Below are 18523 nucleotides of genomic sequence, written 5' to 3' on the forward strand. Positions count from 1 at the left end.
ATGGCCCCGACCTACCGGGCCTTCCGGTTAGACTCCCTCCATCAATCCGGCATTCCGTCAGGTCCGTCCCAATGGGTGACAACACTCCCCGGCTGCTCACCGTCGCGGTGACCTCGCGCGCCTTGTTCGACCTCGAAGAAGGCCATGTGCTGTTCGAGCAGCAAGGCCTGGAGGCCTACGCCGCCTACCAGCGCGAACACGAGGACGACGTGCTCAAGCCCGGCGTGGCGTTTCCGGTGGTGCGCAAGCTGCTGGCGCTGAACCAGGGCACCAGCGCGGAGGACCCGCGGGTGGAGGTGATCCTGCTCTCGCGCAACTCGGCCGACACCGGCCTGCGCATCTTCAATTCCATCCAGCACCACGACCTGGGCATCGTCCGCGCCACCTTCACCGCCGGCGAGCCGACCTGGCCCTACGTCAAGCCGTTCGGCACCGACCTGTTCCTGTCGGCCAACCCCGAATCGGTGCGGCGCGCCCTGGTGCACGGCATCGCAGCAGCAACGATCCTGCCGCGCAGTGGCGCCGAGATGTCCATCGCCCCCACCGATACCGGACACCCGGCGGGGCAGTTGCGCATCGCCTTCGATGGCGACGCGGTGATCTTCGGCGACGAGAGCGAGCGCATCTCGCGCGAGCAGGGCGTGGAGGCGTTCGGCCGCCACGAGCGCGAGCGTGCGCACGAGCCGCTCAGCGGCGGGCCGTTCCGCAATTTCCTGTCGGCCTTGCATGCCTTGCAGGCAGCGTTCCCGGCCGGCGAACAGGCGCCTATCCGCACCGCGCTGGTCACCGCGCGCTCGGCACCGGCGCACGAACGGGTGATCCGCACCCTGCGCGAGTGGGGCGTGCGCCTGGACGAGGCGCTGTTCCTCGGCGGCCGCCACAAGGGGCCGTTCCTGGAAGCGTTCGGCGCGGACATCTTCTTCGACGACTCGCAGCACAACATCGACAGCGCCCGCCAGCACCACAGCGTCGCCGCCGGCCACGTGCCGCACGGCATCGCCAACGCCGTGCGCACCGAATGAGCGGCGGCGCCCGCATCCGGCGCAGTTGGCGGCACGTCGAACTGCAATTCTGTGGCGACACCATCCAGACGCGCATGTCGCGCTGGTTCCCGCAGCGGCTGCACGTGGGCTACACCCGCAGCATGCTGGCCGCACTGTGGCTGCAGCCGGCCCCGCGGCGCATCGGCATCGTCGGCCTCGGCGGCGGCTCGCAGGCCAAGTTCTGCCATCGCCATCTGCCGCAGGCCCGCATCGAGGCGGTGGAAAGCGACCCGGACGTGATCGCGCTGCGCGGGGTCTTCCACGTCCCGATGGACGACGAACGCCTGCAGGTGGAATGCGCCGATGGCGCTGCCTGGCTGCGCACCCGGCGCGGTTGCTTCGACCTGCTGCTGGTGGATGCCTACGATGTGCATGGCATTCCGCCGGCATTGTCCACGCAGGATTTCTACGACGACTGCCGCGCCGCACTTGCTGCCAACGGCGTGATGGCCGGCAATCTCTACAACACCGATACCCGCAGGCACCTGGTGCGGCTGCGCCGCAGCTTCGATGGCCGTGTGCTGAAACTCGACGAGCCGGGCATGAGCAACAAGGTGGTGGTCGCGTGGAACGGCTCGCCGCAACCGGAGCCGGTGGCGGAGGCCCTGTCGCGGCTGCCGTGGGGCGCGCGCGGGCAGTTGCGGGCCGGGTTCAGGCGGTTGGCGAAGGCATGGGAGGGCCAGGCTTCGCGCTGACCGGCGGCAGGAACCGCTTGGGGCCGGCCGGGGTCATGGACCCCGGCGGCGGCATGCCTGGAGCAGGCGCGGCGGCGTCACTAGGCGGATGCCGGCGGTTCGCCTGCGTCGGGAGAGGCGGTGTCGCGGCCGGAGCGCTTCTTCGCCAGCTTCGCTTCCTTCTGCTTCTTCTTTGCCAGCTCGCGCTGGCGCTTCTCGAACGAGTAGTTGACCTTGGCCAAGTGGGTTGCTCCGTCTTTCGGGGAAGTGGGTCAGTTCTTGCCGGATTGGCTGGTGCCGGCAGGCGTTTCCGCAGCGGGCTTCAGCACGCCGTCCCTGCCGCGCAGCGGCGTGTTGCCCAGCACTTCGATCTTGCCGCCGGCCTTGTCGAAGGCCGCCATGTCCCGGGCGATGCGCTCGCGGGTCAGGTGTCCCTGCTGGGTGCCGGAAGCGAAGGTCGAGCTTGTCCTTCTCGGGGCGGTGGCGGTGGACTTGCGGATGGATGTCATCTCTTTTCCTCATGTCGGTGCCAGCCGGATGACGGGGTTCCCCGATGCGCGGACGGGCGCGATGCGGCTGCCCTGATGAACGAGCTGCATGGAACCGGCAGTTCATTCCTCGCACCATGCCGTTCCGTCCGCGGTACGGGTCATGGCGGGCAATGCGGCAGGAGGCTGCCGCGGAAACGCGCATCGCCACCACGCAACGGGTGGGGCATCGGCATTCGTGCGAATGCACGCGTCATTACGACTGGGATATGCGGGCAATGGGCGCTCTCGGCGAGCGGTTGCCACATGAAGGGAAGCGGAGCGTGCAACTGCAAAGGCGGCTGCGCGGAACGCGCGGAGCAGGCATCGCCTGCGTGGGACATGCTAGCACTTTGCGGATGTTGGCGGGTTCATGCACGCATCGGTGTGCCGGCGTTGCCTCATCGATGCAACGAAGCGAGGCGTTCCCGCTCGGGTGGCGGCCGGCCGGAGGGCGCAATGCCATGCAGCTTTCCGGCAGCGGCCATCGTGTCGCGTGCCGTTCAGAACTCCAGGTCCAGCGCGGCGCACAGGTAATCGACGAAGGGGCCCAGCGCGGCGAGGTCGGCGGCAATGGTCTGGCGCAGGCGCGGGCTGGTCATGCCGGCGTCGTCCACGTGGCGCAGCAGCACCCAGTTGCGGTGGCGCAGGTCGTCGATGAACTCGAAGTCGGCGGGAAAACCGCGCGGTGGCCGCACCAGCATTTCGCTGTCCTCGAAACCGTAGCGCCTGCGCAGCGCCGGGGCATGCGCGGTGGCTTTCCAGGTGCCGGGGTTGTCGAAGATGAACTGGCGCACGCGGCGCTGGATGTCCGGCTCCTGGTGCCACAGGCCGGCGCCGATGAAACTTGCGCCCGGTTGCAGGTGGACATAGAACGAGGGCGCGGGCACCTGCTTGCGGCGCTCGTGGTACAGGCGCGCGCCCTGCCACGGCTTGTACGGCGCCTTGTCGTTGGAATAGCGGGTGTCGCGGTAGATGCGGTACAGCGAGCCGCCGACGGTGCGCGGGTCGGCCAGGTAATGCGTGCTGACCTGCGCCAGGTCGGGTTGCAGGTCGGCGATCAGGCGCAGGAACGGTTGCCGCACGTGTTCCTCGTATTCGTGCTTGTGCTCGGCGAACCACGGTTTGTCGTTGTGGCGGTCGAGGTTGCGCAGGAACTTGAAGCTGGCGTCGCTGAAATATCGGCTCATGGCGATGGCTGCAGTTGCTGGCCCCATTGTTCCAGTGCGTCGAGCAGGGCCAAGGGAGCGGGGGTGTCGTGGTGTTCCTCGCGCAGCGTGCGGATCTGCGCGAAATAGTCGGGCAGGCTCTGCTCGCCGAGACCCGGTTGCAGCAGGCGATGGCGGCGGTAGTCGTCCCAGCGGGTGCGTTCGCCGGCATCCAGCGTCTGCGGGTAGTTGCGCGCACGGTAGCGGAACAGCAGCTCCGGCAGGCGCGGGTCGCGGAAGCGATTCTCCAGTTCCGCCAGCGCCTCCGGCGGGCTGGTCCGGACCTTGGCCAACAGCGGCTTGTCGCCGTCGGCGAGGAAACCGCCGTACAGCGCGCCGTCGGCATCGGCCGGGCCGTCTGCGGGGCGCTCGCGGGCGAAGACCCGGCGGACCTTTTCGGCCAGTTGCGGGCCGGCCGCGCGCAACTGTGCGGCGCGGGCTTCGACCGCGTCCGGGTCGATGCCCAGCCGCTGGAAATCGGCAGCGCGCAGGTGGTTCCACGCGACCAGCGCCGGTACCTTGTTGAGGTGCACTTCCTTCAGCGGCACCCGCTGCTGGCCTTCGGGCAGGTCGGCGGCGCGGGTGTAGAGGCGCTGCGCGATTTCCTCCGGCGACAGCTCCAGCAGCGGCTGCGGGTCGCTGTCCAGGTCGTACACGATCACCCGGTTGTTGATGTGCGGGTGCGTGGCCAGCGGCAGCACCGGTGCCGCGCACAGGCGGGTGGCGGGATAGCGCATGGAGATGTGCAGCGCCGGCTGCATCGCCACGCCGTCGAGCAGCCCGGCGACGAAGCGCTTGTCGCGCAGCTTCAACGCGTAGTCCCACATGCGCGGTTGCGCCTGCTTGAACTTCCGTGCCATGCCGATGGTGGCGTAAACGTCCGACAACGCTTCGTGGGCGTCACCCTCGCGCACGCCATTGGCGTCGGCCAGGTGTTCCAGCTTGAACGAGGTGCCGCCGTCCTCGCGCTGCGGCCAGACGATGCCGTCCGGGCGCAGCGCGTGCACCAACCGCAGCATGTCCAGCAGGTCCCAGCGCGAGTTGCCGCCGCGCCACTCGCGCTCGTAGGGATCGAAGAAATTGCGGAACAGGCCATGGCGGACGAACTCGTCGTCGAAGCGCAGGGTGTTGTAGCCCAGCGTACAGGTCTGCGGGCGCGCCATCAGCTCGTTGATGCGGGCGAAGGCCTCAGCCTCGCTGATGCCTTCGGCCAGTGCGCGCTGCGGGGTGATGCCGGTGATCAGCGTGGCGATGGGCGAGGGTAGCAGGTCGTCGGCGGGCTTGACGAAGAAGCTGACCGGCTCGTCGATCACCTGCAGCTGCGCGTCGGTGCGCACCGCGGCGAACTGCGCGATGCGGGTGCGGCGCGGGTCCTGGCCGAAGGTCTCGAGGTCGTAGAACAGGAAGGTGTCAGGCATGGCCGGAGGAATGCAGCGTCAGACAGGGAAAGGATGCGTTGTTTCGCAGGTCGGGGCTACGCCCCCGACGGCTTTCGCCATGCCGGTGCGCGGCGTCGGGGGCGTAGCCCCGACCTGCGGTGGGCAGGGTCTTCAATGGGCGCCTTCGAGTATTGGCAGGCGTGCATGGATGATGGCTTCCAGCGCGGCCCAGTCGATGCGTTCCAGCGTGGCGTGGCCGGCGGTGGCTTCGGCGAGGATGCGCTGTTGCAGCCGTGTGCGTTGCAGCGCCACCGCGTAGGGCGTGTGCAGGAAGGTGACCATCGTGTAGTGCGGCACGAAGCGGGTCGGCCAGCGCCGCTGCAGTTCATGCTCCAGCTCGCGTTGCAGCAGGAACGCGGGATCGGCGACGTGGTCGCGCATCTCCAGGTAGTTGTCCAGCGCCATCTGCTGGATCGCCGCGGCGTTGGGCTTGCGCTCGGCTTCGAACGCGGCGAAGGCGTGCGCGGTGTCGTCGTGCGCTTCCAGCAGGTTCGCCAGCGCCACGCAGTCCTCGAACGCGCAGTTCATGCCCTGGCCGTGGAACGGCACCATCGCGTGCGCGGCGTCGCCCAGCAGCACCGCCTTGCCGCCGAGGTGCCAGCGGTCCAGGTGCAGGGTGCCGAGCAGGCCGGGCGGGTGCCGCTCCCAGTCGCGACGCAGATCGGGGATCAGCGGCAGGGCGTCGGCGAACTCGCGGGCGAACAAGGCCTCGGCCTCGGCGCCGCTGCGCACCGTGGCGAAGCCGGGGTCGCCTTCGTTGGGCAGGAACAGGGTGACGGTGAAGGTGCCCTCGTCGTTGGGCAGGGCGATGCACATGTAGCGGCCGCGCGGCCAGATGTGCAGCGCGTTGGCCTCGATCATGAAGCCGCCATCGGCCGCGGGCGGGATTTCCAGTTCCTTGTAGGAATGGTCGAGGAATTCGGTGCGCTCGCCCAGCGGCGACTTGCGGTTCATCGCCGCGCGCAGCGCCGAGCCGGCGCCGTCGGCGCCAACCAGCGGCGTGTCGAAGTGGATGTCGTGCGGGCTGTCGTCGCGGTCGTCGATGAAGCGCGCATAGCCGGCGTCGAAATCCACCGTGTGCAGGCGGCGGTGGAAATGGAAGCGGGCGCCGGCGTCCTCGGCCAGTTGCAGCAGGGTGATGTTGAGGTCCCTGCGGTGCACCGACCAGATCACTTCGCTATCGTCGCGACCGTAGCGCTGCAACTGCGGCGTGCCGCCGTCGCGCGGGTGCACCATGCGCCCGCGCATCATCACCGTGCGTGCCATCACCGCTTCTTCCACGCCGGCCTGGCGCAGCGCGTTGCGGCCGCGCTCGGCCAGCGCGAGGTTGATCGAGCGGCCGCTCTCGTAGTCGGCGACACGCGGATCGCCGCGGCGCTCGTAGACGGTGATGCGCCAGCCACGGCGCGACAGCAGGATAGCGAGCAGGGAGCCGGCCAGGCCGGCGCCGATCAGGGTCAGGTGACGCGGGGGGGAAGCGGTCAAGTCGAGGGTTCCGTGGGTTCAGAGGCCTGCCCAGGCTTCCACCTCCGCGACGAAGCGGAGGATGTCGTCGTGGCGGTTGTACATGGGGGTCGGGGAAATGCGGATCACGTCCGGCTCGCGCCAGTCGCCGAGCACGCCCTTCGATTGCAGGTGCTCGAACAGGGCCCGGCCCTGCGCACGGCCACCGGCCACGCGCAGCGACAACTGGCAGCCGCGGCGTTCCGGTTCGGTGGGGGTGACGATCTGCAGCACGTTGGACAGGCGCGCCAGCACCAGCGCTTCCAGGTGCCCGGTGAGCTGCAGCGACTTGGCGCGCAGCGCCGGCATGCCGGCTTGGTCGAACAGTTCCAGCGAGGCGCGCAGCGGCGCCAGCCCCAGCACCGGCGGGTTGCTCAGCTGCCAGCCCTCGGCGCCCAGTTCGGGCACGAACTCCGGCGCCATCTGGAAGCGCGTGGCCTGCTCGTGGCCCCACCAGCCGGCAAAGCGCGGCAGCGATGCATCGCGCGCGTGGCGCTCGTGCACGAAGCAGCCGGCCACCGCGCCGGGGCCGCCATTGAGGTATTTGTAGTGGCACCACACCGCGAAGTCGGGCGCGGTATCGTGCAGGGTCAACGGCACGTTGCCGACCGAATGGGCGAGGTCGAAGCCGACGTTTGCGCCCTGCGCGCGTGCGAGTTGGGTGATCGCGTCCAGGTCGAACACCTGCCCGCTGCGGTACTGCACGCCCGGCCACAGCACCAGCGCCACGCGTTTGCCGTGCTCGGCGATGGCGCGCTCGATCGCGCCCATCGAGATCGTGCCGTTGGCCTCGTCCGGCTGCACCTCGATCAGGTCGGCGGCCGGGTCGAAGCCGTGGAAGCGGATCTGCGACTCGACCGCATGGCGGTCGGTGGGGAAGGCGCCGGCTTCCATCAGGATCGCCGGGCGCGCGGCCGTGGGGCGGTAGAAGCTGACCATCATCAGCTGCAGGTTCACGCTCAGCGTGTTCATCGCCACCACTTCCACCGGCAGCGCGCCGACCACGCGCGCCAGCGAGTCGCGCACCAGCCGGTGGTAGTTCATCCAGTGCGTGGGGCCGGTGAAGTGGCCTTCGACCGCGATCCGCGCCCACAGGTCCAGCACCTCCTGCACCATCGCCTGCGCACCGCGCGGCTGCAGGCCGAGCGAGTTGCCGACGAAATAGGCCTGGTCGGCGCCGTCGTGCTGCGGGATCAGGAACTGGTCGCGCAACTGGCGCAGCGGATCGGCCGCATCGAGCGCGGCGGCATGGGCCGGGGACAGGAGGTCGTTCATTGCTGCATGGGCATCGAGAATGATGCGGCAGTGTAACGCTGGGAGTGCGAGGTAGCCCCTCTCCCTGCGGGAGAGGGGTTGGGGTGAGGGGCAACGGAGTCACGATGGTTCAACCATCATGAACTGCGTTCGCCCCTCATCCGCCCTTCGGGCACCTTCTCCCGGAGGGAGAAGGATGGGTCATGGCAACGGATGCACCGCGCCACATTCCTCACAGGTGCGATGTTGCAGCGAAGAGTAAAAGCGCTCGAACACCAGCGGCAGATCCATCTCGATGTTGCCGAGGTGGAAGAACTCCTCGTACAGCTTGTGGTTGCACTGCTCGCAATGCCAGGTCACGCCGTCGAGTTCGTGCGGCAGGCGCTTGCGTTCGACCACCAGGCCGATGCCGCCGGGCGGGCGCCGCGGCGAATGCGGCACCCGCGGCGGCAGCAGGAAGATCTCGCCGGCGCGGATCGGGATGTCGCGCACCGCGCCGTCCTCCTGCACCTTGAGCACCATCTCGCCTTCGAGCTGGTAGAACCACTCCGGGCCTTCGTCGTAATGGAAGTCGGTGCGTGAGTTGGGGCCGCCGACCACCATCACGATGAAGTCGCCGTTGTCGATCATCCGGTTGCCCACCGGCGGCTTGAGCAGGTGGCGGTGTTCCTCGATCCAGCCCTGCAGGTTGATCGGCGAGGCAAGCATGGTCGGCTCCGGGCAGGGAAGGGTCAGTCGCGGCGGCCTTGGCGTGGCACGAAGGACAGCGCCCGTTCGTAGGCCGGCTGCAGTTCCTCCTGGCCGCCGACGTCGATGCCCATCTCGCGCACGCGGCCGTCCTTCAGGCTGTAGACCCAGCCGTGCACCATCAGCTTCTGTCCACGCGCCCACGCGTCCTGCACGATGGTCGAGCGGCAGGCGTTGACCACCTGCTCGATCACGTTCAGCTCGCACAGGCGGGCATGGCGCAGCGTCGGGTCGTCGATCGCGTCGAGGATGGCCGAGTGCTTCTGCGCGACGTCGCCGACGTGGCGCAGCCAGTTGTCGGCCACGCCGATGCGCACGTCGTTGAGGCTGGCATGCACGCCGCCGCAGCCGTAGTGGCCGACGATCAGGATGTGCTTGACCTTGAGCTGGTCCACCGCGTACTGGATGACGCTCAGGCAGTTCAGGTCGGTATGCACCACCACGTTGGCGATGTTACGGTGGACGAACACCTCGCCGGGCGCCATGCCGATGATCTGGTTGGCTGGCACGCGCGAATCCGAACAACCGATCCACAGGTACTCGGGGTGCTGCTGCCGGGACAATTGGCTGAAGAACTCCGGGTCTTCCTGCTCGATGCGGTCGGCCCAGTCGCGGTTGTTCTGCAGCAGCATGCGGATGTCTTTCATTGTCGATTGTCCCTGTGGTGGGGTGGGGGAATGGCGCGGCACACCCGGTCGCGTCGTCGTGGGAGAGCGCTCCGGTTTCAGCCGGTGCTCTGGTGCCAGCGCATCCATTGCGCCAGTTCGCGGGAAGCAGGGGCCGGCTGTCGTTCCAGCGCGGCGATCACGGCCTCCCGGTTGGCGTCCGGATGGTTCTGGCTCAGCTTCAGCTTGACCTGGGCCTGTTCGACCCGGAAGCGGAAACCGACGATGCCGCGCAGTTGGCGACGCTGGTCGTCGCGTTCGGGCTCGAAGCGCCAATGCTGGCCGACGCTGGCCTCGAAGCGGTCGCTGAGCGAGGCGACCAGCGTCGCCAGTGCATCCTCGTCGTCGAACGGCTGCAAGTGGCCACGCAGCTCGGCGCTGGCGTAGTTCCAGGTCGGTACGCGTGCGGCCGCTTCCTTGTCCGGATACCAACTTGCGGACACGTAGCCATGCGGGCCATCGACCAGCACTTTCGCGATGCCGGCATGTCGGGCCTGCGGATTGGCCCGGGCCCAGTGCCCCTGCAGCTCGATGTGCTCGCCATCGCGCCGGTACAGCACCGGCAGGCGGGTCAGCTCCGGCAGGCCATCGGCGCCGGTGGTCAGCAGGGTGACGAACGGGTCGCGTGCCAGCAGGCGGTCCAGCCAGGCCAGGTCATGCTCGACGAAGGCGCGCGGGGTGAACATCGGCCGTCAAGCGCGCCCACCCAGCGACTGCACCATGCGCGCGCGCAGTTCCTCGTCGCTGGCGGCCCGCGGCGGCTGCACTTCGTGCAGCGAGAAGCCGCGCATCAGCGCGTCTTCCTCGTCCAGGCCGTCGAAGGCGACGAACTCGGCGTCGAACAGCTGCGCGCGGGCGGTGTCCTCGCTGTCGTAGCTCAGGGTGGTGCCGTCGCTGTCCAGCACCTCGGCGGTGCCGGCCGGGCGCACGCGCAGGCGGGCCCAGACCAGGGTGGTGCCGAGGCTGGCCAGCCACCACTGGTCGGTGGAGGTGTCGGAATCGTTCATTTGATTACCTGCGAAAGGATCCACAACAACAGGGCCATGCCCAGCCCGCCGAGCATCACCAGCAGCGCGATGCGCGCGGGGGTGGCGAGGCCACTCAGCGAGCGGTCGGCGACTGCCTTGAAACCGCCGGCCAGCAGCCAGCGCAGGCAGCCGGGCTTGAGGAAGGCGCCTTCGCCGAATTCGCTGGCCAGGACGGGATGGCGGTCGCGGACATGGACCAGCGTCAGCGGCCAGAAGATCAGGAACGCGCTGAAGCCGGCGATGGCGACGCCGACGAAGCACAGGGCGAAGAACAGGACCATCAGGGCAGCGGTGAGTGAAGGAGAACGAGGAGCGAAGAACAGCCGGGGCTGCTCACGGGTGCAGGGTTCGTATTCCTCTCACTCCTCACGTTCAATTCCTCAGAATTCCGCCGAACCCGGCGCGCGCGGGTAGGGGATGGCGTCGCGGATGTTGCTCAGCCCGCACACGTAAACCACCAGCCGCTCGAAGCCGAGGCCGAAGCCGGCATGCGGCACCGAGCCGTAGCGGCGGAAGTCGCGGTACCACTGGTAGTGCTCGGGATCGAGGCCGAACTGCGCCATGCGCGCGTCGAGCACGTCCAGCCGCTCCTCGCGCTGGCTGCCGCCGATGATCTCGCCGATGCCCGGGGCCAGCACGTCCATCGCCGCGACGGTCTTGCCGTCGTCGTTCAGGCGCATGTAGAACGCCTTGATGTGCTCGGGGTAGTTGGTCACCACCACCGGGCGGCCGACGTGTTCCTCGGTGAGCCAGCGCTCGTGCTCGGTCTGCAGGTCCAGGCCCCATTCGACCGGGTAGTCGAACTTCCGGCCGGACTTCTGCAGCAGGGCGATGGCGTCGCTGTATTCGATGCGCTCGAACGGCGCGTTGACGAACGCCTCCAGCCGGGTGATGGCGTCCTTCTGCACGCGCTCGGCGATGAAGGCCATGTCGTCGCCGCGCTCGGCCAGCACCGCGCGGAACAGGTACTTGAGGAATTCCTCGGCCACCCGCGCGTCCTCGGCCAGGTCGGCGAAGGCGATTTCCGGCTCCACCATCCAGAACTCGGCCAGGTGGCGGGTGGTGTGGCTGTTCTCGGCGCGGAAGGTCGGGCCGAAGGTGTAGACCTTGCTCAGCGCCAGCGCGTAGGCCTCGACGTTGAGCTGGCCGGACACGGTCAGGAAGGTTTCCTTGCCGAAGAAGTCGCGGCTGAAGTCGATTTCACCATCGCCGGTACGCGGCAGGTTGGCCATGTCCAGCGTGGAAACGCGGAACATCTGGCCGGCGCCCTCGGCGTCGGAGGTGGTGATGATCGGCGTGCTGATCCAGTAGTAGCCGTTCTCGTGGAAATAGCGGTGCACCGCCTTGGCCAGGCAGTCGCGGATGCGGGTGACCGCGCCGAACAGGTTGGTGCGCGGGCGCAGGTGGGCGACCTCGCGCAGGAATTCCGGCGACATCGGCTTGGGCTGGATCGGGTAGGTCAGCGGGTCCTCGACCCAGCCGACGATCTCCAGGCTCTCGCCCTGGATCTCCAGCCCCTGGCCCTTGCCCTGCGACTTGACCAGCCTGCCGCTGGCGATGACCGAGCAGCCCGGGGTCAAGCGCTTGATGTCGTCGAAGTTGGCCAGCGCATCGGTGGCCACGACCTGGATCGGGGCGAAGCCGGAGCCGTCGCCGACGTTGACGAAGGCCAGCCCGGCCGAGCCGCGCACCGTGCGCACCCAGCCACGGACCGTGACTTCTCCGCCTTCCGGGATCTTCCCGGCCAGGGCATGTGCAACGCTGACCACCGTCATGACTTGAATCCTCTGCTGAACGACTCGATCTGTAGAGGCAGGATTCTAGCGGTTGCGTGGCCGGGCAGGCGAGGTGTTTCCGGTCCGTTGGGCTTGTGGCCGCCGGCTTTTCCTATAATTGCCACCTCATTAGCTGGAGTCGTTTGCTCATGGCCGTCCGCCTGACCCCCGTCGCCTTCGCCCGCGTGCAGCGTTTCATCGAACAGACGCCGGGCGCGCTGGGCCTGCGCTTCGGCGTGGCCCGCACCGGCTGCTCGGGCTGGGGCCACGTCACCGACCTGGCGCGCGAGCAGCGCGAGGGCGACACCGTGTTCGAGCAGGACGGCGTGCGCATCTACGTCGATGCAGACAGCCTGCCGCTGGTGGACGGCACCGAGATCGACTTCGGCAAGCAGGGGCTGAGCGAGGCGTTCACCTTCAGCAACCCGAACGCCTCGGCCGAGTGCGGGTGCGGCGAAAGCTTCACCACCGACGCCGCCCACCGCTAGGGCCGGGCGCGAGCCGGCAATGCCGCCGGCCCGGCGAACTTGCCTGGAACCACTTTCCAGTGGATAATTACCGGCTTCCTGCGCCCCGGTGCGGGAGTCCTTGCCCCACCGCGATCCACGGCGGGGGGCTGTCCGGCCCGCGCGGGCCACATCCGAAAGGTAGAAAAACATGAGTCGTCATTACGAAATCGTGTTCCTGGTCCATCCGGACCAGAGCGAACAGGTCCCGGCCATGATCGAGCGCTACAAGGCGCTGGTCGAGAACGGCAACGGCACCATCCACCGTCTGGAAGACTGGGGCCGCCGCCAGCTGGCCTACCCGATCCAGAACCTGGTCAAGGCCCACTACGTCCTGATGAACATCGAGGCCGACCAGTCGGTGCTGAACGAGTTGACCGAAAGCTTCCGCTTCAACGACGCCGTGCTGCGCAACCTGGTCATGAAGCGTGACGAGGCCGACACCGAGCAGTCGTTGATCATGAAGAGCAAGGACGAGAAGGGCGACAAGCCCGAGCGTGGCGAGCGCCGTCGTCGCGACGACGAAGAGGGTGCCACTTCCTCCACCAATGACGAAGCCGGCGAAGAAGCCGCTTCCGCCGAATAAGGAGCACACCCATGTCCAAGTTCTTCCGTCGCCGCAAGTTCTGCAAGTTCACCGCCGAAGGTGTGAAGGAGATCGACTACAAGGATCTCAACACCCTGCGTCAGTACCTGACCGAGAACGGCAAGATCGTGCCGAGCCGCGTCACCGGCACCAAGTCCAAGTACCAGCGTCAGCTGGCCACGGCGGTCAAGCGTGCCCGTTTCCTGGCGCTGATCCCGTACACGGACAACCACGACGTCTGAGTGCGGCAACGAGAGGCGGGGCATTGCGCCTTCCGTCTCCCGTGCATCTTTCCCCGTCCATTCGGACAGCAAGCGTTGCGGGGTCATGCGCCCCGCTAACGAATAACGGAGCACCACCATGAAGCTGATTCTCCTGCAGAAAGTGACCAACCTCGGCAACCTCGGCGACCTGGTCGACGTGAAGCCGGGCTACGGCCGCAACTTCCTCGTGCCGCAGGGCAAGGCCGTGCCGGCCACCGAGGCCAACGTCGCTTCCTTCGAGGCCAAGCGTGCCGAGTACGAAGCCAAGGCCAAGGCCACCCACGACGAGGCCGAGGCCCGCGCCGCCAAGTTCGCCGATGCCAGCGTCACCATCGGTGCGCACGCCTCGACCGAAGGCAAGCTGTATGGCTCGGTCGGCCCGCGCGACATTGCCGAGGCCTTCACCGCCGCCGGCCTGCCGCTGGAAAAGAGCGAAGTCATCCTCGGCGAAGGCGCTTTCCGTGCCGTCGGCGAGTACGACGTCGTCATCAAGCTGCACGCCGACGTGGAAGCCACCGTCAAGGTCATCGTCGAAGCCGACGCCTGATCCCCGCGGAAGCACGCTGTACCGGAACGGGCGCCGAAAGGCGCCCGTTCTTTTTATCCCTTCTCCCTCTGGGAGAAGGTGTCCCGAAGGGACGGATGAGGGTTGGGGCGAAGCCCGTGTAGCGGGCATTGCGGGGCTTTGCCCGTACCCTCACCCCAACCCCCGCTCCGCGCCCCGGCCCACGCCAGCGGCGTGGGCGCTCAACCGCACGCGCACCTCTTGGTGCGCAAGCCGTGCGGCCTCGCCCCGGCGGGAGAGGGGCTTATACTCCCTGCAGACTGCTGTTTCCCAAGCCCTGATTCCCCCCGGAAAACCCAACGGTGCCGCCCGACCGGCCCGGCACTGGAACCCTGTTGCCCCATGCGCCTATCCACGATCAAGCTTTCCGGTTTCAAGTCGTTCGTCGATCCCACGACCCTGCACCTGCCGACCAACATGACCGGCGTGGTCGGCCCCAACGGCTGCGGCAAGTCCAACATCATCGACGCGGTGCGCTGGGTGATGGGCGAAAGCTCGGCCAGCCGCCTGCGCGGCGATTCGCTGACCGACGTGATCTTCTCCGGCTCGGCCGGGCGCAAGCCGGTGTCGCAGGCCACGGTCGAGCTGATCTTCGACAACTCCGACCACACCATCGCCGGTGAGTACGCTTCGTTCAACGAAATCTCGGTCAAGCGCCTGGTCAGCCGCGACGGCAGCAGCAACTACTACCTCAACGGCACCAAGTGCCGGCGCCGCGACATCACCGACCTGTTCCTCGGCACCGGCCTCGGCCCACGCAGCTACTCGATCATCGAGCAGGGCATGATCAGCCAGATCATCGAGGCCCGGCCCGAGGACCTGCGCGTCTACCTGGAAGAGGCCGCCGGCATCTCCAAGTACAAGGAGCGGCGCAAGGAGACCGAAACCCGCATCCGCCACACTCGCGAGAACCTCGACCGACTCAACGACCTGCGCGAGGAGATCGGCAAGCAGCTCGAACACCTGCGCCGGCAGGCCAGGCAGGCCGAGCAGTACCAGACCCTGCAGGAAGAACGCCGGGTCAAGGACGCCGAGTGGAAGGCGCTGGAATACCGCAACCTGGATGGCCGTTTGGGCGGCCTGCGCGAAGCCCTGTCGCGCGAGGAGACCAAGCTCCAGCAGCTGATCGCCGAGCAGCGCGATGCCGAGAGCCGCATCGAGACCGGGCGCCTGCGCCGCGAGGAGGCGTCCGAAACCCTGGCCCGCGCGCAGGCCGACGTCTACCAGGTCGGCAGCACGCTGGCGCGGCTGGAACAGCAGATCCAGCACCAGCGCGAGATGGCGCAGCGCCTGCACAAGGCGCGCGACGAAACCCGGCAGGCGCTGGCCGAGCTGGGCCAGCACATCGGCAGCGACGAGGCGCGGCTGGTGGTGCTGCGCGAGGCGGTGGCCGATGCCGAGCCGCAGCTGGAGCAGTTGCAGGAAGAGAACGAGTTCCGTCAGGAAGGGCTGCGCGAGGCCGAAACCGCGCTGCATGACTGGCAGCAGCGCTGGGAGGCGCACAACCGCAATGCGTCCGAGGCCACCCGCTCGGGCGAGGTGGAACGTACCCGCGTCGATTACCTCGACCGGCAGATCCTCGAAGCCGACCGCCGCCGCGAGGCGCTGGCCGGCGAACGCGCCGGGCTGGATGTTGACGCGCTGGCCGAGGCATTCGAGCAGTTGCAGTTGCAGCACGAGTCGCAGACCGCGGCGCTGGACGAGCTGAACGAGCAGGTCGAGCAACGCAAGGAAGCGGCCACGGCATTGCAGGAACGGCAGCGTGCCAGCCAGGCCGAACTGGCCGAGGTGCGCAAGCAGGCGCAGGCTGCACGCGGCCGGCTGTCGTCGCTGGAAACCCTGCAGCAGGCCGCGCTGGGTCAGGAGCAGGGCGCGGCGGTGGCATGGCTGAAGGCGCGCGGGCTGGATTCGGCCGCGCGCGTCGGCGAGCGCATCAGCGTCGAAAGCGGCTGGGAGAACGCGGTGGAAAGCGCGCTCGGCCAGTTGATCGAGGGCGTGCTGGTGGATGCGCCGGAAACCCTGGTCGATGCACTGGGCGAACTCGGCGAAGGCCGCATCGCGCTGGTATCCGGCGCCGAGGGCGAGGCCGACTTCGTGCCGACCTCGCTGGCCGCGCGGGTGCAGGGGCCGCTGGCGATCCGCCGCCTGCTGGCGCGCCTGCATGGCGCCGAGGACCTGACCGCCGCGCGCGAATTGCAACGCACGCTGGGCGAGAACGATTCGGTCATCACCCGCGGTGGCGAACGCCTCGGCGAAGGCTGGGTGCGGGTGTCGCGCTCGGGTGCGGCCAAGCAGGGCGCACTGCTGCGCGAACGCGAGATCGTCACCCTGCGCGAGCAGATCGAGGGCCTGCACGAGCGCGAAGGCGAACTGGAGCGCCAGCTCGGCACGTTCCGCGAACAGTTGCTGGCCGCCGAGCAGCAGCGCGAGGAAGCGCAGCGCACCTTGTACCTGGCCCATCGCGGCGTGTCGGAACTGGCCGGGCAGTTGCAGGGCCAGCGCGGCAAGCTGGAATCGGCGCGCGCGCGCATCGACCGCATCGAAGGCGAGATGGCGCAGGTGCTGGAAACGCTGGACAACTGCCGCGAGCAGGCCGGCGAGGCACGGGTGCGGCTGGAGGACGCCGTCTCCAGCATGGGCGACCTGGAAACCACCCGGCAGGCGCTGGAGGCTGAGCGCCGCCAGTTGACCGAGGCCCGCGACCTGGCCCGCGACGCCGCGCGCAACGTGCGCGACAGCATGCATGCGCTGGCGCTGACGCTGGAATCGCAGCGCGCGCAGATCACTTCGCTGGCGCAGTCGCTGGAGCGCATGAGCACCCAGCGCGGGCAGCTGGATTCACGGCTGGGCGAACTGCACTCTCAACTGGACCAGGGCGATACCCCGGTGCAGGCGCTGGAGGTCGAGCACCAGAACGCACTGGGCGAGCGCGTGCGCGTGGAGCGGGTGCTGGCCGAGGCGCGCACGCAGCTGGACGGCATCGACGCCGAACTGCGCGGGCTGGAACAGACCCGCCACCAGCGCGACGAACAGGCGCTGGCGCAGCGCGAGCGCATCTCCCAGCGCAAGCTCGACCAGCAGGCACTGGTCCTCAGCGCCGAGCAGTTGCAGCAGGCGGTGGAGAAGGCCGGCTTCGTGCTGGAAGACGTGGTCAACACGCTGCCCGACGAGGCCCGCATCGGCGAGTGGGAACAGGCGGTGCAGCAGATCGATGCGCGCATGCGCCGGCTGGAACCGGTCAACCTGGCGGCCATCCACGAATACGGCGAGGCCTCGCAGCGTTCGGAATACCTCGAATCGCAGAACGTGGACCTGACCACCGCGCTGGAAACGCTGGAAGAGGCCATCCGCAAGATCGACCGCGAGACCCGCGGCCGTTTCAAGGACACCTTCGACCGCGTCAACGCCGGCGTGCAGGCGCTGTACCCGCGTCTGTTCGGCGGCGGCCACGCCTATCTGGAGCTGACCGGCGAGGACCTGCTCGATACCGGCGTGGCGATCATGGCGCGGCCACCGGGCAAGCGCGTGTCCAGCATCTCGCTGCTGTCCGGCGGCGAGAAGGCGATGACCGCGGTGGCGCTGGTGTTCGCCATCTTCCAGCTCAACCCGGCCCCGTTCTGCCTGCTCGACGAGGTGGACGCGCCGCTGGACGAGGCCAACGTCGGCCGCCTCGCCAACATGGTCAAGGAGATGAGCGAGAAGGTGCAGTTCCTGTTCGTCAGCCACAACAAGGCGACGATGGAGGCCGCGCACCAGCTCTCCGGCGTGACCATGCGCGAGCCGGGCGTCAGCCGCCTGGTCAGCGTCGATCTGGAAGAGGCCGCGCGTTTGGCGGGCGCGGCCTGACGTGCCATTCTTTGCCGACCTGAACACGTTCACCGGAGACACCACCGCATGTCCGACATGGCTCTGTTGCGCATCGGCATCCTGGCTGCCGGGCTGCTGCTGATCGCGGCGATCTTCCTGTTCGGCCGGCCGAAGAAGCCGGCGCAGGGCAAGCGCCGCGAGCCTGCCGAAAGCGAGCGGACGCGCCGCGAGCCGATGTTCGCCGGCGACGGCGATGGCGAACCCGCCGAAGGCGGGGAAGGTGCCGGTCCGGACGGGGACGTGACCCAGCCCGAACTGGGGCTGCCGGAAGTGGAGCCATCCGGGGGCAGCGAGCTGGGCAAGCGCGCCAACCAGGATTTCGACAAGATCGTCTCGTTGTACGTGGCCGCGCGCGCCGGGCAGGTGCTGCGTGGCGAGGACATCGTGGTCGCCGCGGAGAAGACCGGGCTGGTGTTCGGCTACATGAACGTGTTCCACCGGCTGCTGGAAGGCCATCCCGAGCGCGGGCCGGTGTTCAGCATGGCCAGCATCATGAAGCCGGGCAGCTTCGACATGGCCCGCATCCGCGAGATGGAAACCCCGGCCATCGCCTTTTTCCTGACCCTGCCGGCGCCGCTGACCGCGCTCGACGCCTGGGAAAAGATGCTGCCCACCGTGCAGCGCATGGCCGAGCTGCTCGACGGCGTGGTGCTGGATGACAGCCGCAATGCGCTGGGCCGCCAGCGCATCGCCCACATCCGCGACGAACTGCGCGCCTACGACCGCCAGCACCAGGCGCCGCCGCTGAGCAAGCCGCCGCGCTGGTAGGGCCGGGACCGGCCCCCATGCCTGATGCCCGAGTAGGTCGGGGCTACGGCCCCGACGCTCTGCATATCGGACATGGAACGTCGGGGCCGTAGCCCCGACCTACGC

Annotated in this window: 20 protein-coding genes; 8 read left to right on the forward strand and 12 right to left on the reverse strand. The window is 68.4% G+C overall.

Annotated features, from left to right (window positions below):
• The first annotated feature begins 71 nt into the window (after positions 1–71).
• Positions 72–1022, forward strand: a complete 951-nt coding sequence (locus MIC98_RS09600) for a 5'-nucleotidase (RefSeq protein ID WP_057640766.1) — start codon at positions 72–74, stop codon at positions 1020–1022.
• On the forward strand, positions 1019–1738 hold the full coding sequence (locus MIC98_RS09605) for a transferase (protein WP_239736998.1): 720 nt from the start codon (positions 1019–1021) through the stop codon (positions 1736–1738). Before MIC98_RS09600 ends, MIC98_RS09605 begins: the two co-directional genes overlap by 4 nt.
• An 80-nt stretch (positions 1739–1818) precedes the next feature.
• Here the strand turns inward: MIC98_RS09605 and MIC98_RS09610 are convergent, their stop codons facing one another.
• The 12 genes from MIC98_RS09610 to asnS form a co-directional block, all read right to left on the reverse strand.
• Positions 1819–1959 carry a hypothetical protein gene (locus tag MIC98_RS09610; protein WP_239736999.1) on the reverse strand — a complete coding sequence of 47 codons (141 nt, stop codon included), beginning with the start codon at positions 1957–1959 and terminating at the stop codon, positions 1819–1821.
• Between the two features lie 30 nt (positions 1960–1989).
• Positions 1990–2226 (reverse strand): hypothetical protein, encoded by a 237-nt coding sequence (locus MIC98_RS09615; protein WP_239737000.1) that lies wholly within the window; start codon positions 2224–2226, stop codon positions 1990–1992.
• A gap of 521 nt (positions 2227–2747) precedes the next feature.
• Complete coding sequence (locus MIC98_RS09620) at positions 2748–3434, reverse strand: DUF2461 domain-containing protein (RefSeq protein WP_239737001.1); 687 nt, start codon at positions 3432–3434, stop codon at positions 2748–2750.
• Complete coding sequence (gene sbcB / locus MIC98_RS09625; RefSeq protein ID WP_239737002.1) at positions 3431–4870, reverse strand: exodeoxyribonuclease I; 1440 nt, start codon at positions 4868–4870, stop codon at positions 3431–3433. Before sbcB ends, MIC98_RS09620 begins: the two co-directional genes overlap by 4 nt.
• Before the next feature lie 132 nt (positions 4871–5002).
• Positions 5003–6376, reverse strand: coding sequence for an NAD(P)/FAD-dependent oxidoreductase (locus tag MIC98_RS09630; RefSeq protein WP_239737003.1), 1374 nt, complete (start codon positions 6374–6376; stop codon positions 5003–5005).
• A gap of 18 nt (positions 6377–6394) precedes the next feature.
• Entirely contained in the window at positions 6395–7669 is a 1275-nt protein-coding gene (gene kynU / locus MIC98_RS09635; protein ID WP_239737004.1) for a kynureninase, read from the reverse strand.
• Between the two features lie 180 nt (positions 7670–7849).
• A complete protein-coding gene (locus MIC98_RS09640; RefSeq protein WP_239737005.1) occupies positions 7850–8356 on the reverse strand; it encodes a 3-hydroxyanthranilate 3,4-dioxygenase in 507 nt (168 codons plus the stop codon).
• Positions 8357–8379: 23 nt separating this feature from the next.
• A complete protein-coding gene (can, locus tag MIC98_RS09645) occupies positions 8380–9042 on the reverse strand; it encodes a carbonate dehydratase (RefSeq protein ID WP_239737006.1) in 663 nt (220 codons plus the stop codon).
• 77 nt (positions 9043–9119) lie between these two features.
• Positions 9120–9746, reverse strand: a complete 627-nt coding sequence (locus MIC98_RS09650) for an FMN-binding negative transcriptional regulator (protein WP_239737007.1) — start codon at positions 9744–9746, stop codon at positions 9120–9122.
• A gap of 6 nt (positions 9747–9752) precedes the next feature.
• Positions 9753–10067 (reverse strand): hypothetical protein, encoded by a 315-nt coding sequence (locus MIC98_RS09655; protein ID WP_239737008.1) that lies wholly within the window; start codon positions 10065–10067, stop codon positions 9753–9755.
• Complete coding sequence (locus tag MIC98_RS09660; RefSeq protein ID WP_239737009.1) at positions 10064–10369, reverse strand: hypothetical protein; 306 nt, start codon at positions 10367–10369, stop codon at positions 10064–10066. The genes MIC98_RS09655 and MIC98_RS09660 overlap by 4 nt, the downstream gene beginning before the upstream one ends.
• Positions 10370–10468: 99 nt before the next feature.
• Positions 10469–11863, reverse strand: a complete 1395-nt coding sequence (asnS, locus tag MIC98_RS09665) for an asparagine--tRNA ligase (protein ID WP_239737010.1) — start codon at positions 11861–11863, stop codon at positions 10469–10471.
• A gap of 149 nt (positions 11864–12012) precedes the next feature.
• Between asnS and MIC98_RS09670 the strand changes: the two genes are divergently transcribed.
• The 6 genes from MIC98_RS09670 (at position 12013) to zipA (ending at position 18418) form a co-directional block, all read left to right on the forward strand.
• Positions 12013–12351 (forward strand): iron-sulfur cluster assembly accessory protein, encoded by a 339-nt coding sequence (locus MIC98_RS09670; protein WP_057640791.1) that lies wholly within the window; start codon positions 12013–12015, stop codon positions 12349–12351.
• A gap of 169 nt (positions 12352–12520) precedes the next feature.
• Complete coding sequence (gene rpsF, locus MIC98_RS09675) at positions 12521–12955, forward strand: 30S ribosomal protein S6 (protein ID WP_057642111.1); 435 nt, start codon at positions 12521–12523, stop codon at positions 12953–12955.
• Positions 12956–12966: 11 nt separating this feature from the next.
• Entirely contained in the window at positions 12967–13197 is a 231-nt protein-coding gene (gene rpsR / locus MIC98_RS09680) for a 30S ribosomal protein S18 (RefSeq protein WP_002804494.1), read from the forward strand.
• 118 nt (positions 13198–13315) lie between these two features.
• On the forward strand, positions 13316–13765 hold the full coding sequence (gene rplI / locus MIC98_RS09685) for a 50S ribosomal protein L9 (RefSeq protein WP_057642110.1): 450 nt from the start codon (positions 13316–13318) through the stop codon (positions 13763–13765).
• 360 nt (positions 13766–14125) lie between these two features.
• Positions 14126–17629 (forward strand): chromosome segregation protein SMC, encoded by a 3504-nt coding sequence (gene smc, locus MIC98_RS09690; RefSeq protein WP_239737011.1) that lies wholly within the window; start codon positions 14126–14128, stop codon positions 17627–17629.
• A 48-nt stretch (positions 17630–17677) separates the two neighbouring features.
• Positions 17678–18418 carry a cell division protein ZipA gene (zipA, locus tag MIC98_RS09695; RefSeq protein ID WP_057641615.1) on the forward strand — a complete coding sequence of 247 codons (741 nt, stop codon included), beginning with the start codon at positions 17678–17680 and terminating at the stop codon, positions 18416–18418.
• The last annotated feature ends 105 nt before the right edge of the window (positions 18419–18523 follow it).

The organism is Stenotrophomonas sp. NLF4-10, assembly GCF_022359915.1.
GTDB lineage: Bacteria > Pseudomonadota > Gammaproteobacteria > Xanthomonadales > Xanthomonadaceae > Stenotrophomonas > Stenotrophomonas daejeonensis.